Genomic DNA, 24545 nt, shown 5'->3' on the forward strand with positions numbered 1-24545 from the left:
GGGATATCCCCCCGGCGCACGACCCACCGCCCGGCTGTCTCCAGCCGGGCGGTTTGCGTCAGGGCTTGCGTCAGGCCTGCATCGGGGCCCGGTCCGGGAGGCCATCGGACCGATTCCCTGCTATGGTCGCCACAGCGCGGCTCGCGCCTTCGTCTTCTCGCTTGTCTATCGGTATGGCGCCATGATCTTTCGCACCCTCTCTCTGCTGCGCTCTCTGCAGGGGGCCCATCACACGGCCCAGGATGCCCGGGCTCGTATCCAGCAGGCCTGCGACTATCGCTGGCTAAAGGGACAGCTGGCCCACGGCATGATCGGCGCCCGCGAGGCCCGACTCAACGACGGCACGCCGGCCGTCTCGGTGGTATTGCCGTTCGTAGCCACCCCCGAACGGCGTCGCGGCGGCCGCTGGCCGGAGGACCCCGCCGAGCGGGAGGACTGCTTCGTGGAAGGTACCCACGCCTGTCGGGCCGCCGGCGCCCCGGGCTATCGCACCCTGGAGAGCCTCTCCCAGGGGCTGGCGCAGGGCGGCATGGCCATACTGAAGGACGCGGCACGCTTCCAGTACCTGATCGAACGAGAGGCCCTGCGGCTCACCTGGCGGCGCCTCGAGTCCCTGGCGCCGGATCTCGCCGGGCAACTCGGCCGCCACCTGACCACGCGCGACAGTGAGCGCCACGGCCTCTTCCTGCTCGAGATACGGCTACCCGCCGCGGCCAGCGACGTCGCGCTGAACGGCGACTGGCTGGATCGCTGCCTGGATCGCTACCGGCGCATCCTGCCCAAGCCGGCCGGCTGAGGCGCTTATCGCGACGCCGCGCCTCGACACGCGTCTCCTCTCCATCCGTTCGATCCGCGTGCGCCAGTCATCTGCGCGGGTCACGCGCCCACTCATCCCTCAGTCCACCACCTCTGCCACCAGATGCTCGGCCATTTCCTCGGGGGAGATCCGGCGCCCGGCGATATAGAAGACCTCGTCCCCCGCCGCCAGCAGGACATCGTCGTCGGGGTTGAGCACCGGGTATGGCTGCTCGCCCCGACGGATCGCAATCAGCGAGGCTCGGCAGCGGGCCCGCAGGCGAGTCGTCACCCGCTCGACCGACACCTGCTCCGAGAGGCCCGCCAGGCGAGTCGAGAACTGCGTTTGCGCCTGGTCGGCATCGACGAGCAGGCGCATGACCTCCTCGCTGCCGGGATCGACGGCGGCCTTGACCAGCATCTTCTGGTGCAGCGAGGGAATCACGTTCACCGTGGGGCAGTGGGTCTCGAGCAGCCGCCCCACCATCTGGTTCTTCACGTAGGCGGTGATCCGGCAGCGCGCGTCGACCAGCGCGGAGAGGTGCATGCAGACGAGATTCGTCTCGCTGTCGTCCTCGACGTCGACCACCACCAGGGAGGCATTCTTGACCGCGGCCCGCTCGTAGAGCGATTCGTCCGACAGGGAGGCGGCGCGGAAGTACTCCACGCCCTGCTCGAGGAAGGGATTGCGGGACGGAGCGCCGGCGCCGACGCAGAGCGCCACCACCTGCCCGGGCCGCGACTCCTCGCGGACCTGGTCGACCAGCGACGCGGTGTAGGCGTTGTAGCCGACGATGACGATATGATCCTTCTGCACGATCGATTGCTCCCCGTTGAGGCGCCGGGTGAACTGTGCGATCACCAGGGCGGAGGCCTTGCCCAGCAGGGTGGCGAAGAGCCCGATCCCCACCGGAATGATGAAGAACACGACCATCAGCTGACCGCCTCGCGTGACCGGAGAGGCGTCCCCGTAACCGACGGTGGAGGTGGTGACGATCATGTAATAGAGGAAGGCGGTCGGCGAGGCGACCAGTGCCGTTTCACCGACCAGTGATAGTCCGATCCAGGCGAGCAGCAGATAGCCAAGCAGCAGCAGGCCAAGCACCCCCCACCCCATATCGGCGACGCCGCGGATCAGCACGGCGCCGAGTCGTTTCAGTACGTACATGCGGGTCCCTAGAGATGGCCCCGCCAAGGGCGGGGCCATGGAGATAACCCCGCCAGCCGTGTCCCTCGAACAGACCCGGCCCGGCGGAGGACGCGTCAGGCCTTCTTGACCTTGGCGATGACCCACAGCAGCGCCACGGCGCCGACGATGGCGGTGACCAGCGATCCGACGAAGCCACCGGCATGCAGCCCCAGCAGATTGAACAGGCCGCCGCCGACCACAGCGCCGACCACGCCGACGCCGATATTGCCGAGCAGGCCGAAGCCGCCGCCGCGCATGATATGGCCGGCGATCCAGCCGGCCAGGCCACCGATGATCAGCCAGGCGATAATACCCATGGAACACGCTCCTTTTTTGCGGGGTGACCCGATCGGTCACGAAGACTCGATGGTGCCTCGGCGGCGAACGAGAGAAAAGCCCGACGCGCTCAGGCGGCGATCTCTCGCGGGCGAAACGCGCTAGAAGGTCGACCCGGGACGGTCGAGGAAGGCGCGCTCCACAGGGGTCGAGTCGCGTCCGAGGGCGGCATTGCGGTGGGGGTAGCGGCCGAAGCGGACCAGCACGTCGCGGTGGCGCTGCTCGTGGCGCAGGTTCTCCTCGAGCCCCGGCTGGGCAAACAGGCGCAGCGCCTCGTCGTGGATGACCAGCGACTCGCTGTGCATGTAGGGCATGAACAGAAAAGCGCGCCAGGCCACGTCGAGCAGGCGGTCCGCCTGGTGGGCGACGGCCTCTTGGGCCAGCACCAGGGCCAGTGGGTCCCAGGCGAAGGCCAGGGGCGAGCCGCGATGGATATGGCGCGGGAACTGGTCGAGCACGATCACCTCGGCCAGGCGCCCGCGGGCCGAGGCTCGCCACTGCCACAGCTCGCCGCGGCCGGCCGCCGTCAGCAGCGCCTCGAAGCGCCGCGCGATCTCGGCGTCCAGGCGCGCGTCCTTGCGAAACCACTGGGCGGGCTTGAGCTCCCCGAACCAGAAGTCGATCACCGTCTCGGGACGATGCTCCTCCATATGATCCTCCTCATGCACCGGGATGAAGCTGATACCATCAGAGGGTAGCCGTCCCCCTCCTCACCCACCACAAGGGAGCCTCATGACCACCTTCGAACTGCTGCAGATGCTCGGTTACGTCTTCAATATCCTCGGCCTGCTGATCTGCATCGGGGGGCTGACCCTGGCGCGGCGTCCCGAGCGGCGAGTGCTCGGCCGAACCCTGGCGATTCTGGGCTTCGCCATCGCCGCCACGCCCATGCTGCTGCAGCTGTTCGGAGTGGTCCAGCCGATCCCGGCGGGGGCCATGCCGCCGAGCTAGGTGCACCGCCAGCCGATGCCTCCGCCCTGCTTTACGCCCTTCAGCCCCGCGCGAGGCGGCGCGTTGCGTCATAGCGTCTCTTGTCAGGCGCCGACGCGACCCGCACATTAGGGCGACGAAAACCGCCTGCCAGGATACCCGATGCGCCCTTCCCTGCCCCGTGAACTCCATGACCTGCTCGAGCGCGGCCGCGACCGCCAGCTGCGCCTCGCGGTGACCGGCCTGTCGCGCGCGGGCAAGACGGCCTTCCTCACCTCGCTGGTCAACCAGCTGCGCCATGCCGGCCTGGAGACGCGTCTCGACCTGTTGCCCGCCGCCCGCGAGGGACGCCTGCTCGGCGCCCGCCGGGTCCAGCAGCAGGACCTGGGCGTGCCGCGCTTCCCCTACGACCAGGCCATGGCGGCACTGGACGCAGAGCCACCGCGCTGGCCAGACCCGACCCGCGGGATCAGCGAGCTGCGCCTGACGCTTCGCTATCGGCCCTCGCGCAGCGGCCTGTTTGGCGGTGAGACACGCCAGCTGACCCTGGACCTGTTCGACTATCCCGGCGAGTGGCTGCTCGACCTGCCGCTGCTGGGCCACGACTACCTGAGCTGGAGCGAGACCCAGCGCCACGACGGCGGCAGCGAGCGTGCCGCCCTGTTCGCCGACTGGCGGGCGGCGGTGGCCAAGCTCGACCCCGCCGAGGAGGTCGACGAGGCGCGCCTGGCCGAGATCGCCGAGCACTACGCCAGCGGGCTTCGGGCCGCCCGGGAGGCCGGCTTCGCCGACCTGCAGCCGGGACGCTTCCTGCTGCCCGGCGAACTCGAGGGCGCCCCGGTGCTGCAGTTCTTTCCACTGCCCGGCATCGCCGAGGCCGACCGCGAGACCCTCACCGCGCTGCCGGCCGAGAGCCTCTATGCCACCCTGGCCCGGCGCTTTCGCCACTACCAGCAGCACATCGTGCGGCCCTTCTACCGCGAGCACTTCCGGCGTTTCGATCGACAGATCGTGCTGGTCGACGTGCTCGGCGCCCTCAACGCCGGGCCCGAGCGCTTCGAGGATCTCTCCCGGGCGCTGTCGCGCCTGATGCAGAGCTTCGACTACGGCAAGCGCAGCCTGCTGACGCGACTCTTCGCGCCGCGTATCGATCGCCTGGCCATCGCCGCCACCAAGGCCGATCACGTCACGCCCGAGCAGCATGGCCGCCTGGTCGCCCTGCTCGAGGCGCTGCTCGCCGAGCCGCTCAAGGACCTGCGCTTCTCCGACGTGCCGGTCAAGGCTCTGTCGCTGGCGGCAATTCGCGCCACCGAGGGCCGCGAGGTGAATCAGCAGGGGCGTCGCTCGCCGGCCCTGCGCGGCACGACGCTCGACGGCGAATCGCGGCTGCTGTTTCCCGGCGAGGTGCCGGACCGCCTGCCCCGGGCCGACTTCTGGGCCCGCCAGGGCTTCGCCTTCACCGCCTTTCGCCCCCTGCCCCGCGAGCCCGGCACGCCGCTGCCGCATATCCGCATGGACGCCGCCCTGGACTGGCTGATCGGAGACAAGCTGTCATGATGCCCCCTCGCGAGCCCGACCCGCGCCCGGGGGAGCACTTCCCCCTCGACGAGAGTCACGACGACGTCGCCCCGCAGGACCCGCAACCCGGCCGGCAGTTCGATCATGAGGCGCCGAGCCGGCCTCCGGCCGAGACAGAGCGCCAGGCGCAGTGGGAGGCAGAGGCGCTGGACGCGGGCCTGATGCGCCCGCGCAAGCGTCGCTGGGGACTCGCCGCGCTGCTTGGCGGCAGCCTCGGCCTGGGCGCGCTGGAGGCCGGCCACACCCTCTATGCCGTAAGCCTCGGCGGTGACTGGCTGGCCGGCGCCTGGAGCCTGCTGCTGCTGCTGGCCCTCGGCCTCGGCGGTTCGGCGGTGCTGCGCGAACTCTGGCGCCTGCGCCGCCTGAGCCGCCACGCGCGACTGCGCGAGCGCCTGGCCGCGCTGCCCGAGGCCACCCCGGCCCAGGCGCGCACGCTTTCCGAGGCGCTCCGCCGCGACCTGGCCCTGGATGACGACCACCCCCACTGGCAGGCCTTCCTGGCGGCCCGGGAACCCCACCACGACGGGCGCGACGTTCGCGCGCTGCTCGACCACCACCTGCTCGCGCCGCGGGATCGCGAGGCGAGCCGTCTGATCTCGCGGATGTCCGGCGAGACGGCGATCATGGTGGCGGTCAGCCCGCTGACCCTGGTGGACATGGCGCTGGTGGCCTGGCGACACCTGGCGATGGTCGATCGGCTGTGCCGGCTCTATGGCCTGGAGCTCGGATACGCGGCGCGCCTGCGGCTGCTGCGCGGCGTGCTCTATCAGATGGCCTTCGCCGGCGCCAGCGAGATCGCCAGCGAAGCCAGCATGGAGATGCTGACGATGAACCTGGCCGGCAAGCTCTCGACCCGGGCCGCCCAGGGACTCGGCATCGGGCTGCTGGGTGCCCGCCTGGGGCTGCGCACCCAGCGCCTGGCGCGGCCGCTGGCCTTCACCGCCGAGGAGTCTCCCCGCCTGGCCGACCTGCGACGTGACCTGTGGCGCCAGCTCAGGCGCCTGGAGGCCAGCGAGCAGCGCACGCGGGAGAAGACCCGCCATCCTTGATCCGGATCATGACAGCGCCCCGTGAGATGACTAGGCTCATCGGTAGGAAGCCACCTCTCGTCTTCGCAAGGAGGACCGCGTCATGTTCCATTCCATCCTGGTACCTATCGACGGCTCCGAACACGCCAAGAAGGCCCTGTCCGTGGCCTGCCAGCTGGCCCTGCAGAAAGAGACGGCGCTGATCCTCTTGCACATTCCCGAAAAGCTCGCCCATGAGACGCTGCTGGTGTGGGGCATCGGCGCCGTCGACCTCAAGGCCTCCGAGGAGGAGCTCGAGGCGGCCGGCCGAAAGGTCATGGACCGCGCCGAGCAGGCCGCCCGCGACGCCGGCGTCTCCCATGTCGAGACGATGATCACCCAGGGCGATCCGACCCGCACCATCCTCGACGAGGCGCGGCGACGCGACGTCGATGCCATCGTGATGGGCAGCCGGGGCCTTGGCGATCTGAAGGGGCTGGTGATCGGCAGCGTCTCCCACAAGGTGGGCCACGCCGCCGACTGCAGCGTAATCACCGTCCGCTGAGCGGCGCCTGGCGAAGCGGGCGGCGCCGAGGCAACGGCGTCGTCACTGCAAGCGATTGATTCCCCATAGGGGCCATCCGCGGCGTTTGGCGGCGAGGTCGCGAATCCGTATAGTGGCCCCCCTACTCGCCAACCGATCGTGACCATGCTGCAGAACAATTCGGCGCTTGCTCAGCTCAAGCAACAGATCCGCGACAACACCCCTCGCGTAGAGGGCGTGATCAAGGCCACCGACCGGGGCTTCGGTTTCCTCGAGACCGACGACGGTGACTCCTATTTCGTGCCGCCCCCCGCCATGAAGCAGGTGCTGCATGGCGATCGTGTCGGGGCCGTCCTCCATGAGGAGGGCGACAAGAAGTCGGTGGAGCCCGACACCCTGATAGAGACCGGCATGGCACGCTTCATCGCCCGCGTGCAGAAGCGCGACGGTCGCCTGGCGGTGATTCCCGATCACCCGACCATGAACACCCCGCTGAAGGCGCGCATCAAGCGCAGCCTCGACGAGGCGAGCATCAATGACGGCGACTGGGTGGTGGCCCGCCTGGTACGCCACCCGCTCAAGCCCGACGATCGCGCCTTCTTCACCCAGATCGACGAGCTGGTGGCCAAGACCGACGACCCCGCCGTGCCGTGGCGCGTCACCCTGGCGCGCCACGCGCTCGAGCAGGAGTGCCCGGACGCCGGCGACGACTGGCCGCTGCGCGACGAGGGCCTTACGCGCGAGGACCTGACCGCCGAGCCGTTCTTCACCATCGACGGCGAGAAGACCCGCGATATGGATGACGCCCTGCGCATCCAGACCCGCGAAGACGGCGGCTGGTCGCTGACGGTGGCCATCGCCGACCCCACCGCCTACGTGGAAGAGGGTCACGCCGCCGACCTGGAGGCACGCACCCGCGCCTTCACCGTCTACCTGCCGGGCCAGAACGTCACCATGCTGCCCGAGCAGCTGGCCGACGACCTATGCTCGCTGTGGGAGAACAAGGATCGCCCGGTGCTGGCCTGCACCCTGGAGATCGGCGCCGACGGCAGCCTCGGCGACTACCGCTTCTTCGCCGCCACCGCCCGCTCACATGCCAAGCTCGCCTACGATCGGGTCTCCGACTGGCTCGAGGGCCAGGGCGACTGGGCGCCGGTTGATGCGATCGGTGAGCAGCTCAAGGCCCTGGCGGCCATGACCGAGGCGCGCAGCGCCTGGCGCGCGGCTCACGCCCTGGTGTTCAAGGATCGTCCCGACTTCGTCTTCGACCTGGACGACGCCGGCAACGTGCTGGACATCCGCACCGAGCATCGGCGCATCGCCAACCGCATGATCGAAGAGTCGATGATCGCCGCCAACGCCTGCTGCGCGCACCTGCTCGCCGAGCACGTCGGCCACGGCATCTTCAACGTCCACCGCGCCTTCGAGCCCGAGAAGGCCGAGGCCGCCCAGGAGTTCCTGGCCGAGCAGGACATCCAGGTGGAGCACGAGCAGCTCACCGAGCTCTCCCGCTACACCGAGCTCAAGCGCGAGCTCGAGGGCCGCGACGACGCCTGGCTCGACGCGCGCCTGCGCCGCTTCCAGGGCTTCACCAGCATGTCGGCGCAGCCCGGTCCGCACTTCGGCCTGGGCCTCGCCGCCTACGCCACCTGGACCTCGCCGATCCGCAAGTACGGCGACATGGTCAATCACCGCTTGATCAAGCGCGTGCTCAAGGGCGAGCAGGCCCCGGCCGAGGCCAGCCAGGCGCTCACCGAGCAGCTCACCGAGCGTCGCCGGCTGAATCGCATGGCCGAGCGCGACGTCAAGGACTGGCTCTACGTGCGCTACCTGACGCCCTCGGCCGAGGCCGGTGAGACCTTCGAGGCCGAGGTCATCGCGGTCAACCGCGGCGGCATGCGGGTACGCCTGACCGCCAACGGCGCCACCGCCTTCATCCCGGCCCCGCTGATGCACAGCGACCGCAAGAAGGTGGCGATCGACGACAAGGACGGGCGCATCCAGGTCGAGGGCGAGGAGCGCTTCAAGCTCGGCGACGTCATCCGCGTGACACTGACCGAGGCACGCGAAGAGACCCGCTCGCTGGTCGGCCGCCCCGCGGTCTGACCCCCACCAGCGGCACGCGGCACAGGACGGCGACCCTCGGGTCGCCGTCTTGCGTTGGAGGCCGTTACTGCCGTGCCAACGTTACTGCTGTCTCGACACCGGCGACCGGTCGTTGACGCCGGCAGTCGTTGGTTATTCGCCGACAGCCGAGCACAAGAAAGGGCACCCGAGGGTGCCCTTTGTCGATGCTTGACGTCGCGCGGCTTACCAGCCGGTAGCGACCTTCAGGGCATCGCCGATCTCGGCCAGGGAGCGCACGGTCTTGACGCCCGCCGCCTCGAGGGCGCCGAACTTCTCGTCCGCAGTGCCCTTGCCGCCAGCGATGATCGCACCGGCATGGCCCATGCGCTTGCCCGGGGGGGCGGTGACGCCGGCGATGTAGGAGACGACCGGCTTGGAGACGTGCTCCTTGATGTAGGCCGCGGCCTCTTCCTCGGCGGTGCCGCCGATCTCGCCGATCATCACGATCGCCTCGGTCGCCGGGTCCTTCTCGAACATCTCCAGGATGTCGATGAAGTTGGAGCCCGGGATCGGGTCGCCGCCGATGCCCACACAGGTGGACTGGCCGAAGCCGTGGTCGGTGGTCTGCTTGACGGCTTCATAGGTCAGGGTGCCGGAGCGCGACACGATACCGACCTTGCCTGGCTTGTGGATGTGGCCCGGCATGATGCCGATCTTGCACTCGCCCGGAGTGATGACACCGGGGCAGTTCGGGCCGATCAGGCGCACGCCCAGCTCGTTGCACTTCACCTTGACGTCGAGCATGTCGAGGGTCGGAATGCCCTCGGTGATGCAGACGATCAGCTTGATGCCGGCGTTGGCGGCTTCCAGGATGGAATCCTTGCAGAAGGGGGCCGGCACGTAGATCACGCTGGCCTCGGCGCCGGTCTGCTCGACGGCTTCCTTGACGGTGTTGAACACCGGCAGGCCCAGGTGCTCCTGGCCGCCCTTACCCGGGGTCACGCCGCCGACCATCTGGGTGCCGTAGGCGATCGCCTGCTCGGAATGGAAGGTCCCCTGTCCGCCGGTGAAGCCCTGGCAGATGACCTTGGTGTTCTTGTCGATCAGGATGCTCATTACTTGCCCTCCGCTGCCTTGACGACCTGCTGAGCCGCATCGGTCAGGCTGGTAGCAGCGATGATGTTCAGACCGCTGGAGGCCAGTTTCTCGGCACCCAGCTCGGCGTTGTTACCTTCCAGACGCACCACGACCGGCACGTTGACACCGACCTGCTCGACGGCACCGATGATGCCCTCGGCGATCATGTCGCAGCGCACGATGCCGCCGAAGATGTTGACCAGCACGGCCTTGACGTTGTCGTCGGACAGGATGATCTTGAACGCTTCCGCCACGCGCTCCTTGGTGGCACCGCCGCCGACGTCGAGGAAGTTGGCCGGGCTGCCGCCATTCAGGTTGACGATGTCCATGGTGCCCATGGCGAGGCCAGCGCCGTTGACCATGCAGCCGATGTTGCCGTCCAGGGCCACGTAGTTGAGGTCCCATGCCGCTGCCTCGGCTTCGCGCGCGTCTTCCTGAGACGGGTCGCGCATCGCCTGCAGGTCCGGATGGCGATAGAGGGCGTTGCCGTCCAGGCCGATCTTGGCGTCGAGGCAGTGGAGGTTACCCTCGTCGGTCACCACCAGCGGGTTGATCTCGAGCAGCGCCAGGTCCTTGTCGTGGAACAGCTTGGACAGGCCCAGGAAGATCTTGGTGAACTGCTTCACCTGAGCGCCTTCGAGGCCCAGGGCGAAGGCCAGCTCACGCGCCTGGTAGGGCTGAGCGCCGACCAGCGGATCGATCTCGGCCTTGAGGATCTTCTCGGGGGTCTCTTCCGCGACCTTCTCGATCTCCACGCCACCCTCGGTGGACGCCATGAAGACCACGCGCTGGGTACCGCGATCGACCACGGCGCCCAGGTAGAGCTCGTTGGCGATGTCGGTGCAGGTCTCGACCAGGATCTTGGTGACCGGCTGACCCTTCTCGTCGGTCTGGAAGGTCACCAGATTCTTGCCCAGCCAGGACTCGGCGAAGGTCTTGGCCTCCTCCGGATCCTTGATCAGCTTGACGCCACCGGCCTTGCCGCGGCCGCCGGCGTGGACCTGGGCCTTGACCACCCACATGTCGCCACCGATCTTCTTGCAGGCCTCCGCGGCCTCCTCGGGGGTGTCGACGGCGAAGCCCTTGGATACCGGCAGGCCGTAATCGGCAAACAGCTGCTTGCTCTGATACTCGTGAAGGTTCATCGATTCATGCCATTGGTTGCATGTGACTCGAACGGTGACAAGGCCGCCGCCTCGGGGCGGCGGGTGTCGTGTCACCACCGTTCGCTTCCGATACATGGCCGGAAGCGATGCGCCACCTGACGGTGGCGCTTGTTGTCCTTACTTCTTCTTCTTGCGGTTGGCCATGTGGATGGCATGGCCCTCGACGGCCAGCGCCGCCTCGTGCACCGCTTCCGACATGGTCGGATGCGCATAGCAGGTCAGCGCCAGGTCTTCGGCGCTGGAGCCGAACTCGAGCGCGATGACGCCCTGGGCGATCATCTCGCCGGCATGCTGACCGACGATGTGCACGCCCAGCACGCGATCCGTCTCGGCATCGGCGATGATGCGCGCCATGCCCTCGGTCGCATTGTTGGCCATGGCACGGCCGCTGGCGGCGAACGGGAAGGCGCCGACCTTGACCTCGATGCCGGCCGCTTTGGCGTCCTGCTCGGTCATGCCGACCCAGGCCACCTCCGGGAAGGTGTAGATGACGTTGGGAATGGCGTCGTAGTTCATCTCGGCCTTATGGCCGGCGATGATGTCGGCGACCATGATGCCCTCTTCGGAGGCCTTGTGCGCCAGCATCGGGCCGCGCACGCAGTCGCCGATGGCGTAGACGCCCGGCACGCTGGTGCGGCACTGGTCGTCGACGTGGATGAAGCCGCGTTCGTCGGTGTCGACGCCCACACCGTCGGCGATCACGCCCTTGGTGTAGGGCTTGCGGCCGACGCAGACGATCAGCTTGTCGAAGGTCATCTCCTGGTCGCCGTCGGCATCGGCGTACTTGACGACGACTTCCTCACCCTTGACCTCGGAGCCGGTCACGCGCGCATTGAGCTTGATGTCCAGTCCCTGCTTCTTGAGCAGCTTCTGGGTCTCCTTGGCGACGGCCCCATCGACCATCGGCAGGAAGTTGTCCATGGCCTCGAGCACGGTCACCTCGGAGCCCAGGCGGTTCCACACGCTGCCGAGCTCCAGGCCGATGATGCCGGCGCCGATCACGCCCAGACGCTTCGGGGTCTCCTGGAATTCCAGGGCGCCGGTGGAGTCGACCACCAGGCCTTCCTGCAGCGGGGTCGGCGGAATCTCCACCGGCACGGAGCCGGCGGCGACGACGATGCTGTCGGCCTCATAGGTGGTCGCCTTGCCGTCCTGGTCGGTGACCTCGACCTGCTTGGCGGAGGCCACCTTACCGGTGCCCTCGATGGCGGTGACGCCATTGGCCTTGAAGAGCCCTGAGATGCCACCGGTCAGGTTCTTCACGATCTTGTCCTTGCGGGCCATCATCTTCTTGACGTCCATGCTGACGTCACCGGCCTGGATGCCCAGGTCGTCGAAGTCGTGCTTGGCCTCGACGAACTTGTGGGAAGCCTCGAGCAGCGCCTTGGACGGGATGCAGCCCACGTTGAGGCAGGTGCCGCCGTGCACGACCTTGCCTTCCTTGCCGATCCACTTCTCGACGCAGGCGGTCTTCAGGCCCATCTGGGCGGCACGAATGGCGGCCACGTAGCCGCCGGGGCCCGCGCCGATCACGATCACATCAAACTTGTCAGCCATGTTGGCTCCTTTGTGGCTTGTTGCTGGAAGACGTTGCCGGCTTCGCGAATCAGATGTCCAGCAGCAGACGCGCCGGGTCTTCGAGCAGTTCCTTGATGGTCACCAGGAAGCGGACCGCGTCCTTGCCGTCGATCATGCGGTGGTCATAGGAGACCGCCAGGTACATCATCGGGCGGATCTCGACCTTGCCGTTCACCGCCATGGGACGCTCCTGAATCTTGTGCATGCCCAGGATGGCAGTCTGCGGCGGGTTGAGGATCGGCGTGGACATCAGCGAACCGAAGGTGCCGCCGTTGGTGATGGTAAAGGTGCCGCCCTGCATCTCGTCGATGCCGAGCTTGCCGTCACGGGCCCGCTTGCCGAAGTCGACGATGCCCTTCTCGACGTCGGCGATCTTCATGCTGTCGGTGTCGCGCAGCACCGGGACGACCAGACCGCGGTCGGTGGAGACCGCCACGCCGATGTCCTGATAGCCGTGATAGACGATGTCGGTGCCGTCGATGGAAGCGTTGACGTCCGGGAAGCGCTTGAGGGCCTCGGAGGCCGCCTTGACGAAGAAGCCCATGAAGCCGAGCTTGACGTCGTGAGCCTTGAGGAAGGTCTCCTTGTACTGGCCGCGCAGCTCCATCACCGCGCTCATGTCCACCTCGTTGTAGGTGGTGAGCATGGCGGCGGTCTGCTGGGCCTGGACCAGGCGCTTGGCGATGGTCTGGCGCAGGCGGCTCATCGGCACGCGCTTCTCGGGGCGCTCGCCTTCGACCACCGGAGCCGCCGCGGCGGCGGACTGGGCGCCGCCGGCCGGCTTGGCAGACTTCTTGGCGCTGCCGTCGTTCACGGCGCGCTGCACGTCCTCCTTGAGGACCCGGCCACCCTTGCCGGTGCCCTCGATCTTCGCGACGTCGAGGTCGTGCTCGGCGACCAGCTTGCGCGCGGCCGGGGCGAGGATCTTGTCGCCGACCTTCTCGTCGCTGGCACCGTCATCGGCGGAGGCCGCCGGTTTCTCTTCGCCGCTGGTAGCCGGCGTGGAGGCGCCGCCGGCACCTTCGGTGAAGACGGCCAGCACCTGCTCGGAGGTCACCTGGCTGCCCTCCTCGGCCTTGATCTCGGTCAGCGCACCGTCGGCCGGAGCGACGACCTCGAGGACCACCTTGTCGGTCTCGATCTCGGCCAGCACCTCGTCACGCTTGACGGCGTCGCCGACTTGCTTGGCCCAGCTCGCTACGGTGCCTTCCTGGATGGACTCGGGGAAGGTCGGGGCCTTGACCTCATGGGCCTGGCCACCGCCGGCCGGCGCTTCGGCCTTGGCCTCGCCCTTCGGCTCGTCCTGCTTCTCTTGCTGCTTGTCGGCCGGCGCCTCGCCCTTGGCCTCGCCCTTGGCCTCGCCCGCGCCGAGGCGACCCAGCAGCTGCTCGGACTCCACGGTGTCACCCTCTTCCACCAGCACCTCGGACAGAGTGCCGGCCTCGGGAGCCACGACCTCGAGCACCACCTTGTCGGTCTCGATCTCGACGATCAGCTCGTCACGCTCGACGCTATCGCCGGGCTTCTTGTGCCAGGCGGCGACGCTGCCTTCGGCAACGGATTCCGGAAAGGTGGGTGCCTTGATATCGGTAGCCATGTCGTATCCCTTGTATGTTCTTTCTCGTCCCGGTGGGACGCCTTACAGATTGAAGGCGTCTTCCACCAGCTGGCGCTGCTGTTCGGTATGCACGGACATGTAGCCCGCCGCGGGTGCCGCCGATGCCGGGCGACCGGCGAACTTGAGCTTGCCGCCCAGGCCGTCGCGCAGCAGGTCGGCCACCGCCCGCATGTGGTGCTGGCTCGAGTACCAGGCGCCCTGGTTGAGCGGCTCTTCCTGACACCAGACCACATCTTCGACGTTGGTGTAGTCCTTGATGGCCTCCAGCAGCTCCTCCTTGGGGAAGGGGTAGAGCTGCTCGATGCGCAGGATGGCCACGTCGTCGCGGGCATTCTCGTCGCGCCAGTTGGCCAGGTCGTAGTAGACCTTGCCGGCACACAGCACGATGCGCTCGACCTTCTGCGCCTCGAGGTTGCCCTGGTCGGGCAGCACCATCTGGAAGTTGCCCTCGGCCAGCTCGTCGAGGCTCGAGGTCGCCGACTTGTGGCGCAGCAGGCTCTTGGGCGTCATCACCACCAAGGGCTTTCTCAGCGGACGGATCACCTGGCGACGCAGCAGATGGAAGATCTGCGCCGGGGTGGTCGGCACACAGACCTGCATGTTGTGCTCGGCGCACATCTGCAGGAAGCGCTCCAGGCGCGCCGAGGAGTGCTCGGGCCCCTGCCCCTCGTAGCCGTGAGGCAGCAGCATGGTCAGGCCGCAGAGACGCTCCCACTTGGTCTCGCCGGAGGAGATGAACTGGTCCACCACCACCTGGGCGCCGTTGAAGAAGTCGCCGAACTGGGCTTCCCAGATCACCAGGTCGTTGGGCGCGGTGGTCGAGTAGCCATACTCGAACGCCAGCACCGCCTCCTCGGAGAGGAAGGAGTCGTGGATGGTGAAGCGCGGCTGGCCGTCGGCCATGTGCTGCAGCGGCACGTAGGCACTGCCGTCCTGCTGGTTGTGCACCACCGCATGGCGGTGGGAGAAGGTGCCGCGGCCGACGTCCTGACCGGTGAGGCGTATCGGGTGGCCCTGATCGAGCAACGTGGCGTAGGCCAGGGTCTCGGCGAAGCCCCAGTTGATGGCCATGCCACCGGCCTGCATCTTGCGGCGATCATCGTAGATCTTGGCCACCTGACGCTGCACGGTCACGCCGTCGGGCACCTCGCACATCTTGCCGGCGAGACGCTGCAGGCGCTTCATCTCGACCCGGGTGTCGGCATGGCCGGTCCACTCATGGCCAAGATAGGGAGTCCAGTCGACGAACAGCGACTTATTAGGCTTCTGCACCAGGGCGTTGGCCACGTGATTGCCGGCCAGCAGATCGTCGCGGTATTTCTCCATCATGGCCTTGGCGTCGTCGTCGGAGAGCAGCCCCTCCTTGACCAGGCGTTCGACGTAGTGGGTCCGCGAGGACGGATGGTCCTTGATCTTGCTGTACATCATCGGCTGGGTGCCGGACGGCTCGTCGGCCTCGTTGTGGCCGCGGCGACGGTAGCAGACCAGGTCGATGACCACGTCACGCTTGAACTGCTGACGGTAGTCAAGCGCCACCTGGGTGGCGTGCAGCACGGCATCGGGATCGTCGCCGTTGACGTGGAAGATCGGCGCCTGAACCATCTTGGCGATGTCGGTGCAGTACTCGGTGGAGCGTGAGTCCAGCGGGTGCGAGGTGGTGAAGCCGACCTGGTTGTTGATCACGATGTGCAGGGTGCCGCCGGTGCGGTAGGCACGCGTCTGCGACATCTGGAAGGTCTCCATGACCACACCCTGGCCGGCGAAGGCCGCATCGCCATGGACGTTGATCGGCAGCACCTTGTCGCCGACCGGGTCGTTGCGGCGATCCTGACGGGCCCGCACCGAGCCCTCGACCACCGGCGCGACGATCTCCAGGTGGGAGGGGTTGAACGACAGCGCCAGGTGGACCTCGCCGCCCGGGGTCATGACGTTCGAGCTGAAGCCCTGGTGGTACTTCACGTCACCCGAGCCCCGCTCCACCACCTTCTTGCCGTCGAACTCGTCGATCAGCTCGGAGGGGTTCTTGCCGAGGATGTTGACCAGCATGTTGAGGCGCCCACGGTGGGCCATGCCGATCACCACTTCCTTGGTGCCGTAGCTGCCGGCGCGCTGGATCAGCTCGTCCATCATCGGGATGAAGCACTCGCCACCCTCGAGGCCGAAACGCTTGGTGCCCGGGTACTTGGAGGCCAGGTAGCTCTCCAGGCCCTCGGCGGCCGTGAGACGCTCGAGGACGTGCTTGCGCACGTCGGGACTGAAGTTCGGCGCGCTACGTACCGACTCGAAGCGCTGCTGGAGCCAGCGCTTCTCTTCGGTGTCGACGATGTGCATCACCTCGCAGCCGATGGAGCGACAGTAGGTCTGCTCCAGCGCCTCGACGATCTGCTTCAGCGGCGCCTTGTCCAGCCCCATGAAGAAGGAACCGGTCTGGAACTCGGTGTCCAGATCCGCCTTGGAGAGCTGATGGAAGGAGAGATCGAGATCGGGAACCGGGGTCGGGCTGCGCAGACCGAGGGGATCGATGTCGGCCTTCTGGTGCCCGCGGAAGCGGTAGGCGTTGATCAGCTGGAGTACCTTGACCTGCTTCTTGCTCTCCCCGCTCTCGGCCGCCACGTGCGCGGTACGACGCTGCTGACCCAGCTGATAGAACTGGTCGCGAATCGGGGTGAGAGGAACATCCTGGCTAGCCCCGCCCTCGGGCCGCGGCAGCTGATCGAAGTACTGGCGCCATTCGTCGGGAACGGCGGAGGGATCATCGAGGTACTGCTCGTAGAGCGCTTCCACATAGTGGGCATTGCCGCCGCTCACATGGGAGGAGCGCCACATCAACTCCATTATGCCTTGTTGCATCTCTTGGTCACCCTGCACTGATGGGGTGGTATCGGCGCCGACACGACTCGACCGCATCGACATCGCTGATGCTCTGCCGGAGAAAGAGCATCATGAATTCCATGGTCAAGAGCCGGTGCCCAAGGCACCGGCTCTTTACATCACGCTCCGCACCGGACTCGGCTGCGGCGCCTTGCCGCAGCCCGAGAGCGGAGAACATGATAACAAGCTGGACGCCACGATTTAAGTGGCATCGGCCAGCAGCATCTCGCGAATCTTGCCGATCGCCCGCGTCGGGTTCAGTCCCTTCGGGCAGACCGCGACGCAGTTCATGATCCCGCGGCAGCGGAACACGGAGAACGGATCCTCCAGCTCGGCCAGGCGCTCACGGGTCGCGCCATCACGCGAATCGGCGAGGAAGCGGTAGGCCTGCAGCAGGCCGGCCGGGCCGACGAACTTGTCCGGGTTCCACCAGAACGACGGGCAGGAGGTCGAACAGCAGGCGCACAGGATGCACTCGTAGAGGCCGTCGAGCTTGTCGCGCTCTTCCGGCGACTGCAGGCGCTCGATGGCCGGGGCTGGCTCGTCATTCTGCAGGTACGGCTGGATACGCTCGTACTGCTTGTAGAACAGCCCCATGTCGACCACCAGGTCACGGATGACCGGCAGACCCGGCAGCGGGCGCAGCGTCAGCTTGTTGCCCTTGACCACCTCGGAGAGCGGCGTAATGCAGGCCAGGCCGTTCTTGCCGTTCATGTTCATGCCGTCGGACCCACACACGCCCTCGCGGCAGCTGCGGCGATAGGCCAGGCCGTTATCCTGCTCCTTGGCCAGGTGCAGGACGTCGAGCACCATGAGGTCGCGACCCTGGGTGTCGACCTGGAACTCCTGCATGAAGGGCGCGGAGTCGGTTTCCGGGTTATAGCGGTACAGGGATACCTGAAGCGTGGACATCGTGACTCCCCCTTAGTAGGTACGGACTTTCGGCTCGAACATCTCGACGGTCTTGGGCGCGAAGTTCACGTCGCGCTTGCCCAGACGCTTCTCGGCCGGGAAATAGAGCGAGTGCTTCAGCCAGTTGACGTCGTCACGGTCCGGGTAGTCGTAGCGGGAATGGGCGCCACGGCTCTCCTTGCGCTCCAGGGCCGCGATGGCGGTAGCTTCGGCCACTTCCATCAGATTATCCAGCTCCAGCGCCTCGACGCGCGCGGTGTTGAAGGTGCTGGACTTGTCCGGCAGATAGGCATTGTCGATGCGGCTGCGCAGCTCTTCCAGACGCTTGACGCCCTCCACCATGTTCTTCTCCTCGCGGAACACGCCGAAGGAGGTCTGCATGATGTCCTGCAGCTCGCGCTTGAGGTCGGGCACGGTTTCACCGTCCTCGGACTCATTCCAGCGGGTGATGCGCTTCATCGCCGACTCGACGTCGGACTCGGAGGCATCGAGGTACTCGATGCCCTCGTTGAGCGCCCCCTCGATGAACATGCCGGCCGCGCGGCCGAAGACCACCAGGTCGAGCAGCGAGTTGCCGCCCAGGCGGTTGGCGCCGTGGACCGACACGCAGGCCGCTTCGCCGCAGGCGAACAGGCCGTTGACGATCTGGTCGTTACCCTCGGCGTCCTGCATGATCGCCTGACCGTGCACGTTGGTCGGGATCCCGCCCATCATGTAGTGACAGGTCGGCACCACCGGGATCGGCTCCTTGGCCGGATCCGCGTGAGCGAAGGTCTTGGACAGTTCGACGATGCCGGGCAGGCGCTTGCCGAGCACTTCCTCGCCCAGGTGATCCAGCTTCAAGAAGACGTGGTCGCCCTTCTCGCCGCAGCCGCGGCCCTCGAGGATCTCCATGACCATGGAGCGCGCGACCACGTCGCGGCCGGCCAGATCCTTGGCGTTGGGCGCGTAGCGCTCCATGAAACGCTCGCCATCCTTGTTGACCAGGTAGCCACCCTCGCCGCGGCAGCCCTCGGTCACCAGGGTACCCGCGCCGTAGATGCCGGTCGGGTGGAACTGCCACATCTCCATGTCCTGCATCGGGAAGCCGGCGCGCAGCGCCATGCCGATGCCGTCACCGGTGTTGATCAGGGCGTTGGTGGTGGAGGCGAAGATGCGCCCCGCCCCGCCGGTGGCCATGACGGTGGCCTTGGACTTCACGTGCACCACTTCGCCGGTCTCGATGTCCATGGCGATGCAACCCACCACGTCGCCGTTGGCGTTCTTGACCAGATCGACGGCGTACCACTCATTGAGGAAGGTGGTGTTGTTCTTCAGGTTATTCTGATAAAGCGTATGCAGCAGGGCGTGACCGGTGCGGTCGGCCGCGGCGCAGGTGCGGGCCGCCTGGCCGCCCTTGCCGAAGTCCTTGGACTGACCGCCGAACGGACGCTGGTAGATGCGGCCGTTATCGAAGCGGGAGAACGGCAGGCCCATGTGCTCGAGCTCGAACACCGCCTTGGGGCCCTCGGAGCACATGTACTCGGAGGCGTCCTGGTCGGCGATGTAGTCGCCGCCCTTGACGGTGTCGTACATGTGCCAGCGCCAGTCGTCGTTCGGATCGGCGGAGGCGATGGCACAGGTGATGCCGCCCTGGGCGGAGACGGTGTGCGAGCGGGTCGGGAAGACCTTGGACAGCACGGCGGTCTTCTTGCCGGACTTGGCCAGCTCCAGGGCGGCCCTCAGGCCGGCGCCGCCGCCACCGATGATGATGGCGTCGAAAGACAGGCTACGCATGTTGGACATGAATCAGGCTCCCCACAGAACGGTGATGCCCCAGACCAGGAACACGAAGATGGCCAGGATGATGATGAGCTGCGTACCGATGCGAATACCGGTCGGCTTGAGATAGTCGGTGGTCACGGTCCACAGCCCGACCCAGGCGTGGGCGGACAGCGAGATGAAGGCCAGCAGCGAGAAGATGCGCATCCAGGTCTGGGCGAACAGCCCGCTCCAGGCCGCGTAATCGAGGCCCGAGCTGAACAGCAGGAAACCGACGATAAAGAGAGAGTAGAGCGCCAGGATGACGGCAGAGACGCGCTGCAGCAGCCAGTCGGAGAGACCACTGCGTCCGAAATTCGTGATGTTGGTTACCATACCCAGACTCCAGCCAGAATGATCAGGACCGCACTCACCACCACGGTGATCTGTGCCTTCTTGACGCCACCCTCGAGGGTCACGCCGATATCCATGTCCATCAGCAGGTGCTTGATACCGGCCACGAAATGGAAGGCCAACGCGGAGAGCAGTCCCCAGGCAATAAACTTGGCCAGGAAGTTGTGGGCCAGGACATCGCTCACGGCGGCGAAGCCGGCCGGCGAGGACAGTGACACGTCCAGCGCCCAGAAGGCGAAGATCAGGCCGATGAAGAGGATGACGCCGGTGATGCGGTGAGCGATCGACGTCAGGGCGGGGAGGGGGAACTGTATCGTGGACAGATCCAGATTTACGGGTCGTTTGCTATTCACGGCTCTACACACTCTCTTGGCCCGCTCTTCATCGTCCGACAAGGCCCGAGCGGGCGGTGGTTACGGGAAGGGACACGGTCATGGCCGAGTTGGACACGACCACCGACTCCTGCCAGTCGCGCGCTGAGATTATAGGGTCATCACCCCTCCATGACAAATGGACACGCGCCCCAGTCGACCATGGTGGAAGGCCGAGTTATCGGCCTTGGCGCGGTCTTTCACGGGATCCGAGGCATTGACGGGAACGCTCGCGCCTGGAAATGGTGCAAGGCACCATTTATTGTACAAACACTATCTATAATATCACCAACTGTACAGCCATGGGCGCACAATAGTGGAATTGACAATCTCGAGGACGCTTCTATAGTGGGCGAACCTTTTCGCCGGCAACTGCAGCGAAATCACCCAACATCGCCCCCATGAATTCGAGAGGAGGCCAGCCATGGCTGACAGGAAAGCGACATTGACGGTAGACGGCCTGGACGACCCGATTGACCTGCCGATCTATTCCGGTTCCCTGGGCCCCGACGTCATCGACGTCCGCGGCCTCGGCGCCCAAGGCCTCTTCACCTACGACCCCGGCTTCATGGCCACCTCTTCCTGCCAGTCGGCGATCACCTACATCGATGGCGGCAACGGCGTGCTGCTGCACCGCGGCTACCCGATCGACCAGCTGGCCAAGCACTCCGACTTCGTCGAGACCTGCTATCTATTACTGTTCGGCGAGCTGCCCGACGACGCGCAATACGAAGACTTCAAGGCGCGCGTGACCAACCACACCATGGTCCACGACCAGATCATCAACTTCTTCAAGGGCTTCCGCCGCGACGCCCACCCGATGTCGATCCTGTGCGGCGTGGTCGGTGGCCTGGCCGCCTTCTACCACGACCACCTGGACACCTCCAAACAGGAGGATCGTGAGATCAGCGCGATCCGCCTGATCGCCAAGATGCCGACCATTGCGGCGATGTCCTACAAATACAACGTCGGCCAGCCGTTCAACTATCCCCGCAACGACCTGACCTATGCAGAGAACTTCCTCTACATGATGTTCAGCAACCCGTGCGAGGAGTACCGGATCAACCCGGTCTACGCCAAGGCCATGGACCGCATCTTCATGCTCCATGCCGACCACGAGCAGAACGCCTCCACCTCCACGGTGCGTCTGGCAGGCTCCACCGGGGCAAACCCCTTCGCCTGCATCAGCGCCGGCATCGCCGCGCTCTGGGGCCCGGCACACGGCGGCGCCAACGAGGCCGTGCTGAACATGCTCGACGAGATCGGCGACGACTCCGAGGAGAACATCCAGCGCTTCATCGACAAGGCGAAGGATAAGGATGACCCCTTCAAGCTGATGGGCTTCGGCCACCGGGTCTATCGCAACTTCGATCCGCGCGCCAAGGTGATGAAGGAGACCTGCGACGAGGTGCTGGCCGAGCTGGGCCTGGCCGACGACCCGCAGCTGAAGATCGCCAAGCGCCTGGAGCAGATCGCCCTGGAAGACGAGTACTTCATCGAGCGCAAGCTCTACCCGAACGTCGACTTCTACTCCGGCATCATCCTCAAGGCCATGGGTATCCCGAAGAACATGTTCACCGTGATCTTCGCCGTTTCCCGCACCATCGGCTGGATCTCCCACTGGAACGAGATGCTCAGCGACAGCTACAAGATCGGCCGTCCGCGCCAGCTCTACACGGGCCACGACAAGCGCGACTATCCGGCGAGCTGAACTGCACTCGCGCCAATACCAAAAGGCCGCCCCTCGGGCGGCCTTTTTTGCATTTGCCGATCCCGACACCCCGCCTCCCCGGATACCGGCTTACTGGCAACGCCCCACTCCGCTCAGGCACGCCACCAGCCTCGCCCGCCGACGCCCCCGCCCCAGCCGAGCCAACGGGCGCCAAGTCCGCGGCGCGCTTATGCCTGCCGACGCTCATCGGGGAGATGGCGCCTCGCCTCACCCTTGCCTCAAGAGCACACCCAGATACCCCTGGAGACGCCAGGGGCCACTCCCGCCTCAGCAGGCCGTGGGTATCCATCACACCGCCCGGCCGGCCTTGTGCGCGCAGCGCAGCGCTCTATTCCCCTGCTACCAGAGAACTAGAATCCTCATCACTTCCGGTTGACTTACCTACTGACATGCGCCTTCCCGTGGGTGTCGCCCGTTTTCCACACATTCTGTGGATAACCCTGTTCACAACCTCTCGAAAAGGTCGCTGGAACGCCATGAATAGCGGCACCGCCTTAGATTGATCATTTTTTGACCTATCGTAAGTCATTGAAATAAAAGACTTATATAAGAAAGGCGGCAACCAAGCGCCTCACCGCGGCGTCTATGCACAGTCGCGAGGCCCCAAGGAGGTAAAGTGGACAAGTCAAGGGTATTTTGCACTGAAATCGTCGCGATTCATCGCCGGACGAAGAGCCGAGATAGACGGAGACAGCAGTACGGCCAGACCGACAAGATAGCCAGCTGACGAGGAAATATCGGGGAAGGTGAAGCAAGAGGTGGCGTCCCATAGGGGGTTCGAACCCCTGTTACCGCCGTGAAAGGGCGGTGTCCTGGACCACTAGACGAATGGGACGCAATATCTTGAAAGATGGCTACCATCTGAAGCGATGGTGGAGCCTAGCGGGATCGAACCGCTGACCTCGACACTGCCAGTGTCGCGCTCTCCCAGCTGAGCTAAGGCCCCGATCTCTCGAAGACGGGGCGCATGTTACTGATAAGCCCCGCCTTCGTCAACAGGAAATCACGCGAGGTCGCGAAATTCCTTCTCGAAGCGCTTGGCCTGCTTCTTGGAGACCCCGCCCAGCACCTCGATGGCGTGACGCAGGCGCGCCCGGGTCACGTCGGATCCGAGGATCGCCATGGCATCCATCACCGAGGTGCTCGACGACGAGCCGGTGACGGCGATGAACACCGGCGCCAGGAAGGCCTTCATCTTCAGGTCGAAGTGCCCCGCCAGCGCCTTGACCTCACCGAGCAGCGCCTCCTTGTGCCAGGCCGGCACCAGCTCGAAGCGCCACACCAGGAACTGCAGCAGCTTCAGCAGCTCCTCGCGGGAGAGCTTCACCGCATCGAAATCGGCCTCCTCGATGACCGGCAGGCCCGAGAAGAAGTGCCCGGCCAACGGCGCCACCTGGGAGAGCGTCTCCACACGCGGGCGGACCTGGGGCAGGATCTGGCCGACGTACTCCTCGTTGAAGGCCCACTCCATCAGCGCCTTGAGCAGCGCCGCATCGTCCAGATCCTCGCGGATGTAGACCCCGTTGAGCCAGGTCAGCTTATCGAGGTCGAACACCGGCCCACCCAGCGAGACCCGCTGGATATCGAAGTGGGCCATCATCTCGTCGAGGCTGAACTTCTCGCGCTCGTCGGGCATCGACCAGCCCATGCGTCCCAGGTAGTTGGTCACCGCCTGGGGCAAAAAGCCCATGCGCCGATAGTAGTTGATGGAGGTCGGGTTCTTGCGCTTGGAGAGCTTCGACTTGTCCGGGTTGCGCAAAAGCGGCATGTGGCAGAGCACCGGCATCTGCCAGCCGAAGTACTCATACAGCAGCTGATGCTTGGGCGCCGAGTTGATCCACTCCTCGCCGCGCAGCACGTGGGTGATGCCCATCAGGTGATCGTCGACCACGTTGGCCAGATGATAGGTGGGCATGCCGTCCGACTTGAGCAGAATCTGGGCGTCCACCTGGGCCCACTCGACCTCGATGACGCCGCGCAGCATGTCCTCGACCACGCAGGTGCCGGTGGCCGGCACACTCATGCGCACCACGTAGGGCCAACCCTCCTGCTCGCGACGCGCCTGTTCCTCGGCGGGCAGCGCCAGGTCGGCGGGCTTCAAGGCCAGGTGCATGCCGGCCGCCTTGCGTGCCTCGCGCAGCTCGTCGAGCTCCTCGCTGGTGCGGTAGCACTTGAAGGCATGGCCGGACTCAATCAGCTGCCGGGCGTACTCGCCGTAGATGTCGCCGCGCTCGCTCTGGCGATAGGGACCGTGGGGGCCGCCGACGTCGGGGCCTTCGTCCCACTCGAGCCCCAGCCAGCTCAGGGAGTCGAGGATCATCTGCTCGGACTCGGGGGTCGAGCGCACCCGGTCGGTGTCCTCGATGCGCAGGATGAACTGGCCGCCGTGCTGGCGAGCGAAGCAGAGGTTGAACAGGGCGATATAGGCGGTGCCCACGTGGGGATCGCCGGTGGGTGACGGCGCGATACGAGTGCGTACGGTCATGTCGTCCTTGGTCCTGTCGATGGAGGAAGGCCGCCCTGACATAGCGGGCGAATGCCCGCATTATACGCACCTGGC

20 protein-coding genes and 2 tRNA genes are annotated in these 24545 nt (G+C 66.2%); 7 read left to right on the forward strand and 15 right to left on the reverse strand.

The window, feature by feature from the left end; translation table 11 throughout:
• Positions 1 to 181: 181 nt before the first annotated feature.
• Positions 182 to 796 (forward strand): hypothetical protein, encoded by a 615-nt coding sequence (locus RSO68_RS04335; protein WP_315585571.1) that lies wholly within the window; start codon positions 182 to 184, stop codon positions 794 to 796.
• Between the two features lie 99 nt (positions 797 to 895).
• Here the strand turns inward: RSO68_RS04335 and RSO68_RS04340 are convergent, their stop codons facing one another.
• From RSO68_RS04340 to RSO68_RS04350, 3 genes are all read right to left on the reverse strand, one after another.
• Positions 896 to 1963 (reverse strand): ion channel, encoded by a 1068-nt coding sequence (locus tag RSO68_RS04340; protein ID WP_175535033.1) that lies wholly within the window; start codon positions 1961 to 1963, stop codon positions 896 to 898.
• 95 nt (positions 1964 to 2058) lie between these two features.
• Positions 2059 to 2301: a GlsB/YeaQ/YmgE family stress response membrane protein gene (locus tag RSO68_RS04345; protein WP_089847820.1), complete on the reverse strand. Its 243-nt coding sequence runs from the start codon at positions 2299 to 2301 to the stop codon at positions 2059 to 2061.
• A 120-nt stretch (positions 2302 to 2421) separates the two neighbouring features.
• Positions 2422 to 2970 carry a DUF924 family protein gene (locus RSO68_RS04350; protein WP_315585572.1) on the reverse strand — a complete coding sequence of 183 codons (549 nt, stop codon included), beginning with the start codon at positions 2968 to 2970 and terminating at the stop codon, positions 2422 to 2424.
• 82 nt (positions 2971 to 3052) lie between these two features.
• On the opposite strand from RSO68_RS04350, the gene RSO68_RS04355 reads away from it, so the two are divergent.
• From RSO68_RS04355 to RSO68_RS04375, 5 genes are all read left to right on the forward strand, one after another.
• Positions 3053 to 3271, forward strand: coding sequence for a hypothetical protein (locus RSO68_RS04355; protein ID WP_089847815.1), 219 nt, complete (start codon positions 3053 to 3055; stop codon positions 3269 to 3271).
• 141 nt (positions 3272 to 3412) lie between these two features.
• On the forward strand, positions 3413 to 4807 hold the full coding sequence (locus RSO68_RS04360; RefSeq protein WP_315585573.1) for a YcjX family GTP-binding protein: 1395 nt from the start codon (positions 3413 to 3415) through the stop codon (positions 4805 to 4807).
• The gene (locus tag RSO68_RS04365; RefSeq protein WP_315585574.1) at positions 4804 to 5877 is read left to right on the forward strand and encodes a TIGR01620 family protein; all 1074 of its coding nucleotides are present in this window, start codon (positions 4804 to 4806) and stop codon (positions 5875 to 5877) included. The genes RSO68_RS04360 and RSO68_RS04365 overlap by 4 nt, the downstream gene beginning before the upstream one ends.
• Positions 5878 to 5959: 82 nt before the next feature.
• Entirely contained in the window at positions 5960 to 6400 is a 441-nt protein-coding gene (locus tag RSO68_RS04370; protein ID WP_089847811.1) for a universal stress protein, read from the forward strand.
• Positions 6401 to 6544: 144 nt separating this feature from the next.
• Entirely contained in the window at positions 6545 to 8485 is a 1941-nt protein-coding gene (locus tag RSO68_RS04375) for an exoribonuclease II (RefSeq protein ID WP_315585575.1), read from the forward strand.
• Between the two features lie 204 nt (positions 8486 to 8689).
• Here RSO68_RS04375 and sucD read toward each other — a convergent pair whose 3' ends face one another.
• The 9 genes from sucD to sdhC all read right to left on the reverse strand — a co-directional run bounded on the left by sucD (position 8690) and on the right by sdhC (position 20235).
• Positions 8690 to 9562, reverse strand: coding sequence for a succinate--CoA ligase subunit alpha (gene sucD / locus RSO68_RS04380; protein ID WP_089847807.1), 873 nt, complete (start codon positions 9560 to 9562; stop codon positions 8690 to 8692).
• Positions 9562 to 10728, reverse strand: a complete 1167-nt coding sequence (gene sucC, locus RSO68_RS04385) for an ADP-forming succinate--CoA ligase subunit beta (RefSeq protein WP_089847805.1) — start codon at positions 10726 to 10728, stop codon at positions 9562 to 9564. Before sucC ends, sucD begins: the two co-directional genes overlap by 1 nt.
• A 138-nt stretch (positions 10729 to 10866) precedes the next feature.
• The gene (gene lpdA / locus RSO68_RS04390; protein ID WP_089847803.1) at positions 10867 to 12306 is read right to left on the reverse strand and encodes a dihydrolipoyl dehydrogenase; all 1440 of its coding nucleotides are present in this window, start codon (positions 12304 to 12306) and stop codon (positions 10867 to 10869) included.
• A gap of 49 nt (positions 12307 to 12355) precedes the next feature.
• Entirely contained in the window at positions 12356 to 13924 is a 1569-nt protein-coding gene (gene odhB, locus RSO68_RS04395; RefSeq protein WP_315585576.1) for a 2-oxoglutarate dehydrogenase complex dihydrolipoyllysine-residue succinyltransferase, read from the reverse strand.
• 42 nt (positions 13925 to 13966) lie between these two features.
• Complete coding sequence (locus RSO68_RS04400; protein ID WP_089847800.1) at positions 13967 to 16795, reverse strand: 2-oxoglutarate dehydrogenase E1 component; 2829 nt, start codon at positions 16793 to 16795, stop codon at positions 13967 to 13969.
• Between the two features lie 222 nt (positions 16796 to 17017).
• Complete coding sequence (locus RSO68_RS04405) at positions 17018 to 17728, reverse strand: succinate dehydrogenase iron-sulfur subunit (protein WP_089847799.1); 711 nt, start codon at positions 17726 to 17728, stop codon at positions 17018 to 17020.
• 12 nt (positions 17729 to 17740) lie between these two features.
• Entirely contained in the window at positions 17741 to 19513 is a 1773-nt protein-coding gene (gene sdhA, locus RSO68_RS04410) for a succinate dehydrogenase flavoprotein subunit (RefSeq protein WP_089847797.1), read from the reverse strand.
• A gap of 3 nt (positions 19514 to 19516) precedes the next feature.
• Positions 19517 to 19864 carry a succinate dehydrogenase, hydrophobic membrane anchor protein gene (gene sdhD, locus RSO68_RS04415; protein ID WP_315585577.1) on the reverse strand — a complete coding sequence of 116 codons (348 nt, stop codon included), beginning with the start codon at positions 19862 to 19864 and terminating at the stop codon, positions 19517 to 19519.
• Positions 19858 to 20235, reverse strand: coding sequence for a succinate dehydrogenase, cytochrome b556 subunit (sdhC, locus tag RSO68_RS04420; RefSeq protein ID WP_315585578.1), 378 nt, complete (start codon positions 20233 to 20235; stop codon positions 19858 to 19860). Before sdhC ends, sdhD begins: the two co-directional genes overlap by 7 nt.
• Before the next feature lie 442 nt (positions 20236 to 20677).
• Here sdhC and gltA point away from each other — a divergent pair, with 442 nt between their 5' ends.
• The gene (gltA, locus tag RSO68_RS04425; protein ID WP_315585579.1) at positions 20678 to 21964 is read left to right on the forward strand and encodes a citrate synthase; all 1287 of its coding nucleotides are present in this window, start codon (positions 20678 to 20680) and stop codon (positions 21962 to 21964) included.
• Between the two features lie 780 nt (positions 21965 to 22744).
• Here the strand turns inward: gltA and RSO68_RS04430 are convergent.
• The 3 genes from RSO68_RS04430 to gltX form a co-directional block, all read right to left on the reverse strand.
• Positions 22745 to 22820: transfer RNA gene (locus RSO68_RS04430), tRNA-Glu, on the reverse strand.
• Positions 22821 to 22855: 35 nt separating this feature from the next.
• Positions 22856 to 22931: transfer RNA gene (locus RSO68_RS04435), tRNA-Ala, on the reverse strand.
• A 57-nt stretch (positions 22932 to 22988) separates the two neighbouring features.
• On the reverse strand, positions 22989 to 24470 hold the full coding sequence (gltX, locus tag RSO68_RS04440) for a glutamate--tRNA ligase (RefSeq protein ID WP_315585580.1): 1482 nt from the start codon (positions 24468 to 24470) through the stop codon (positions 22989 to 22991).
• Positions 24471 to 24545 lie beyond the last annotated feature (75 nt).

It is taken from the genome of Halomonas saccharevitans (assembly GCF_032333995.1).
Taxonomy (GTDB): domain Bacteria; phylum Pseudomonadota; class Gammaproteobacteria; order Pseudomonadales; family Halomonadaceae; genus Halomonas; species Halomonas saccharevitans.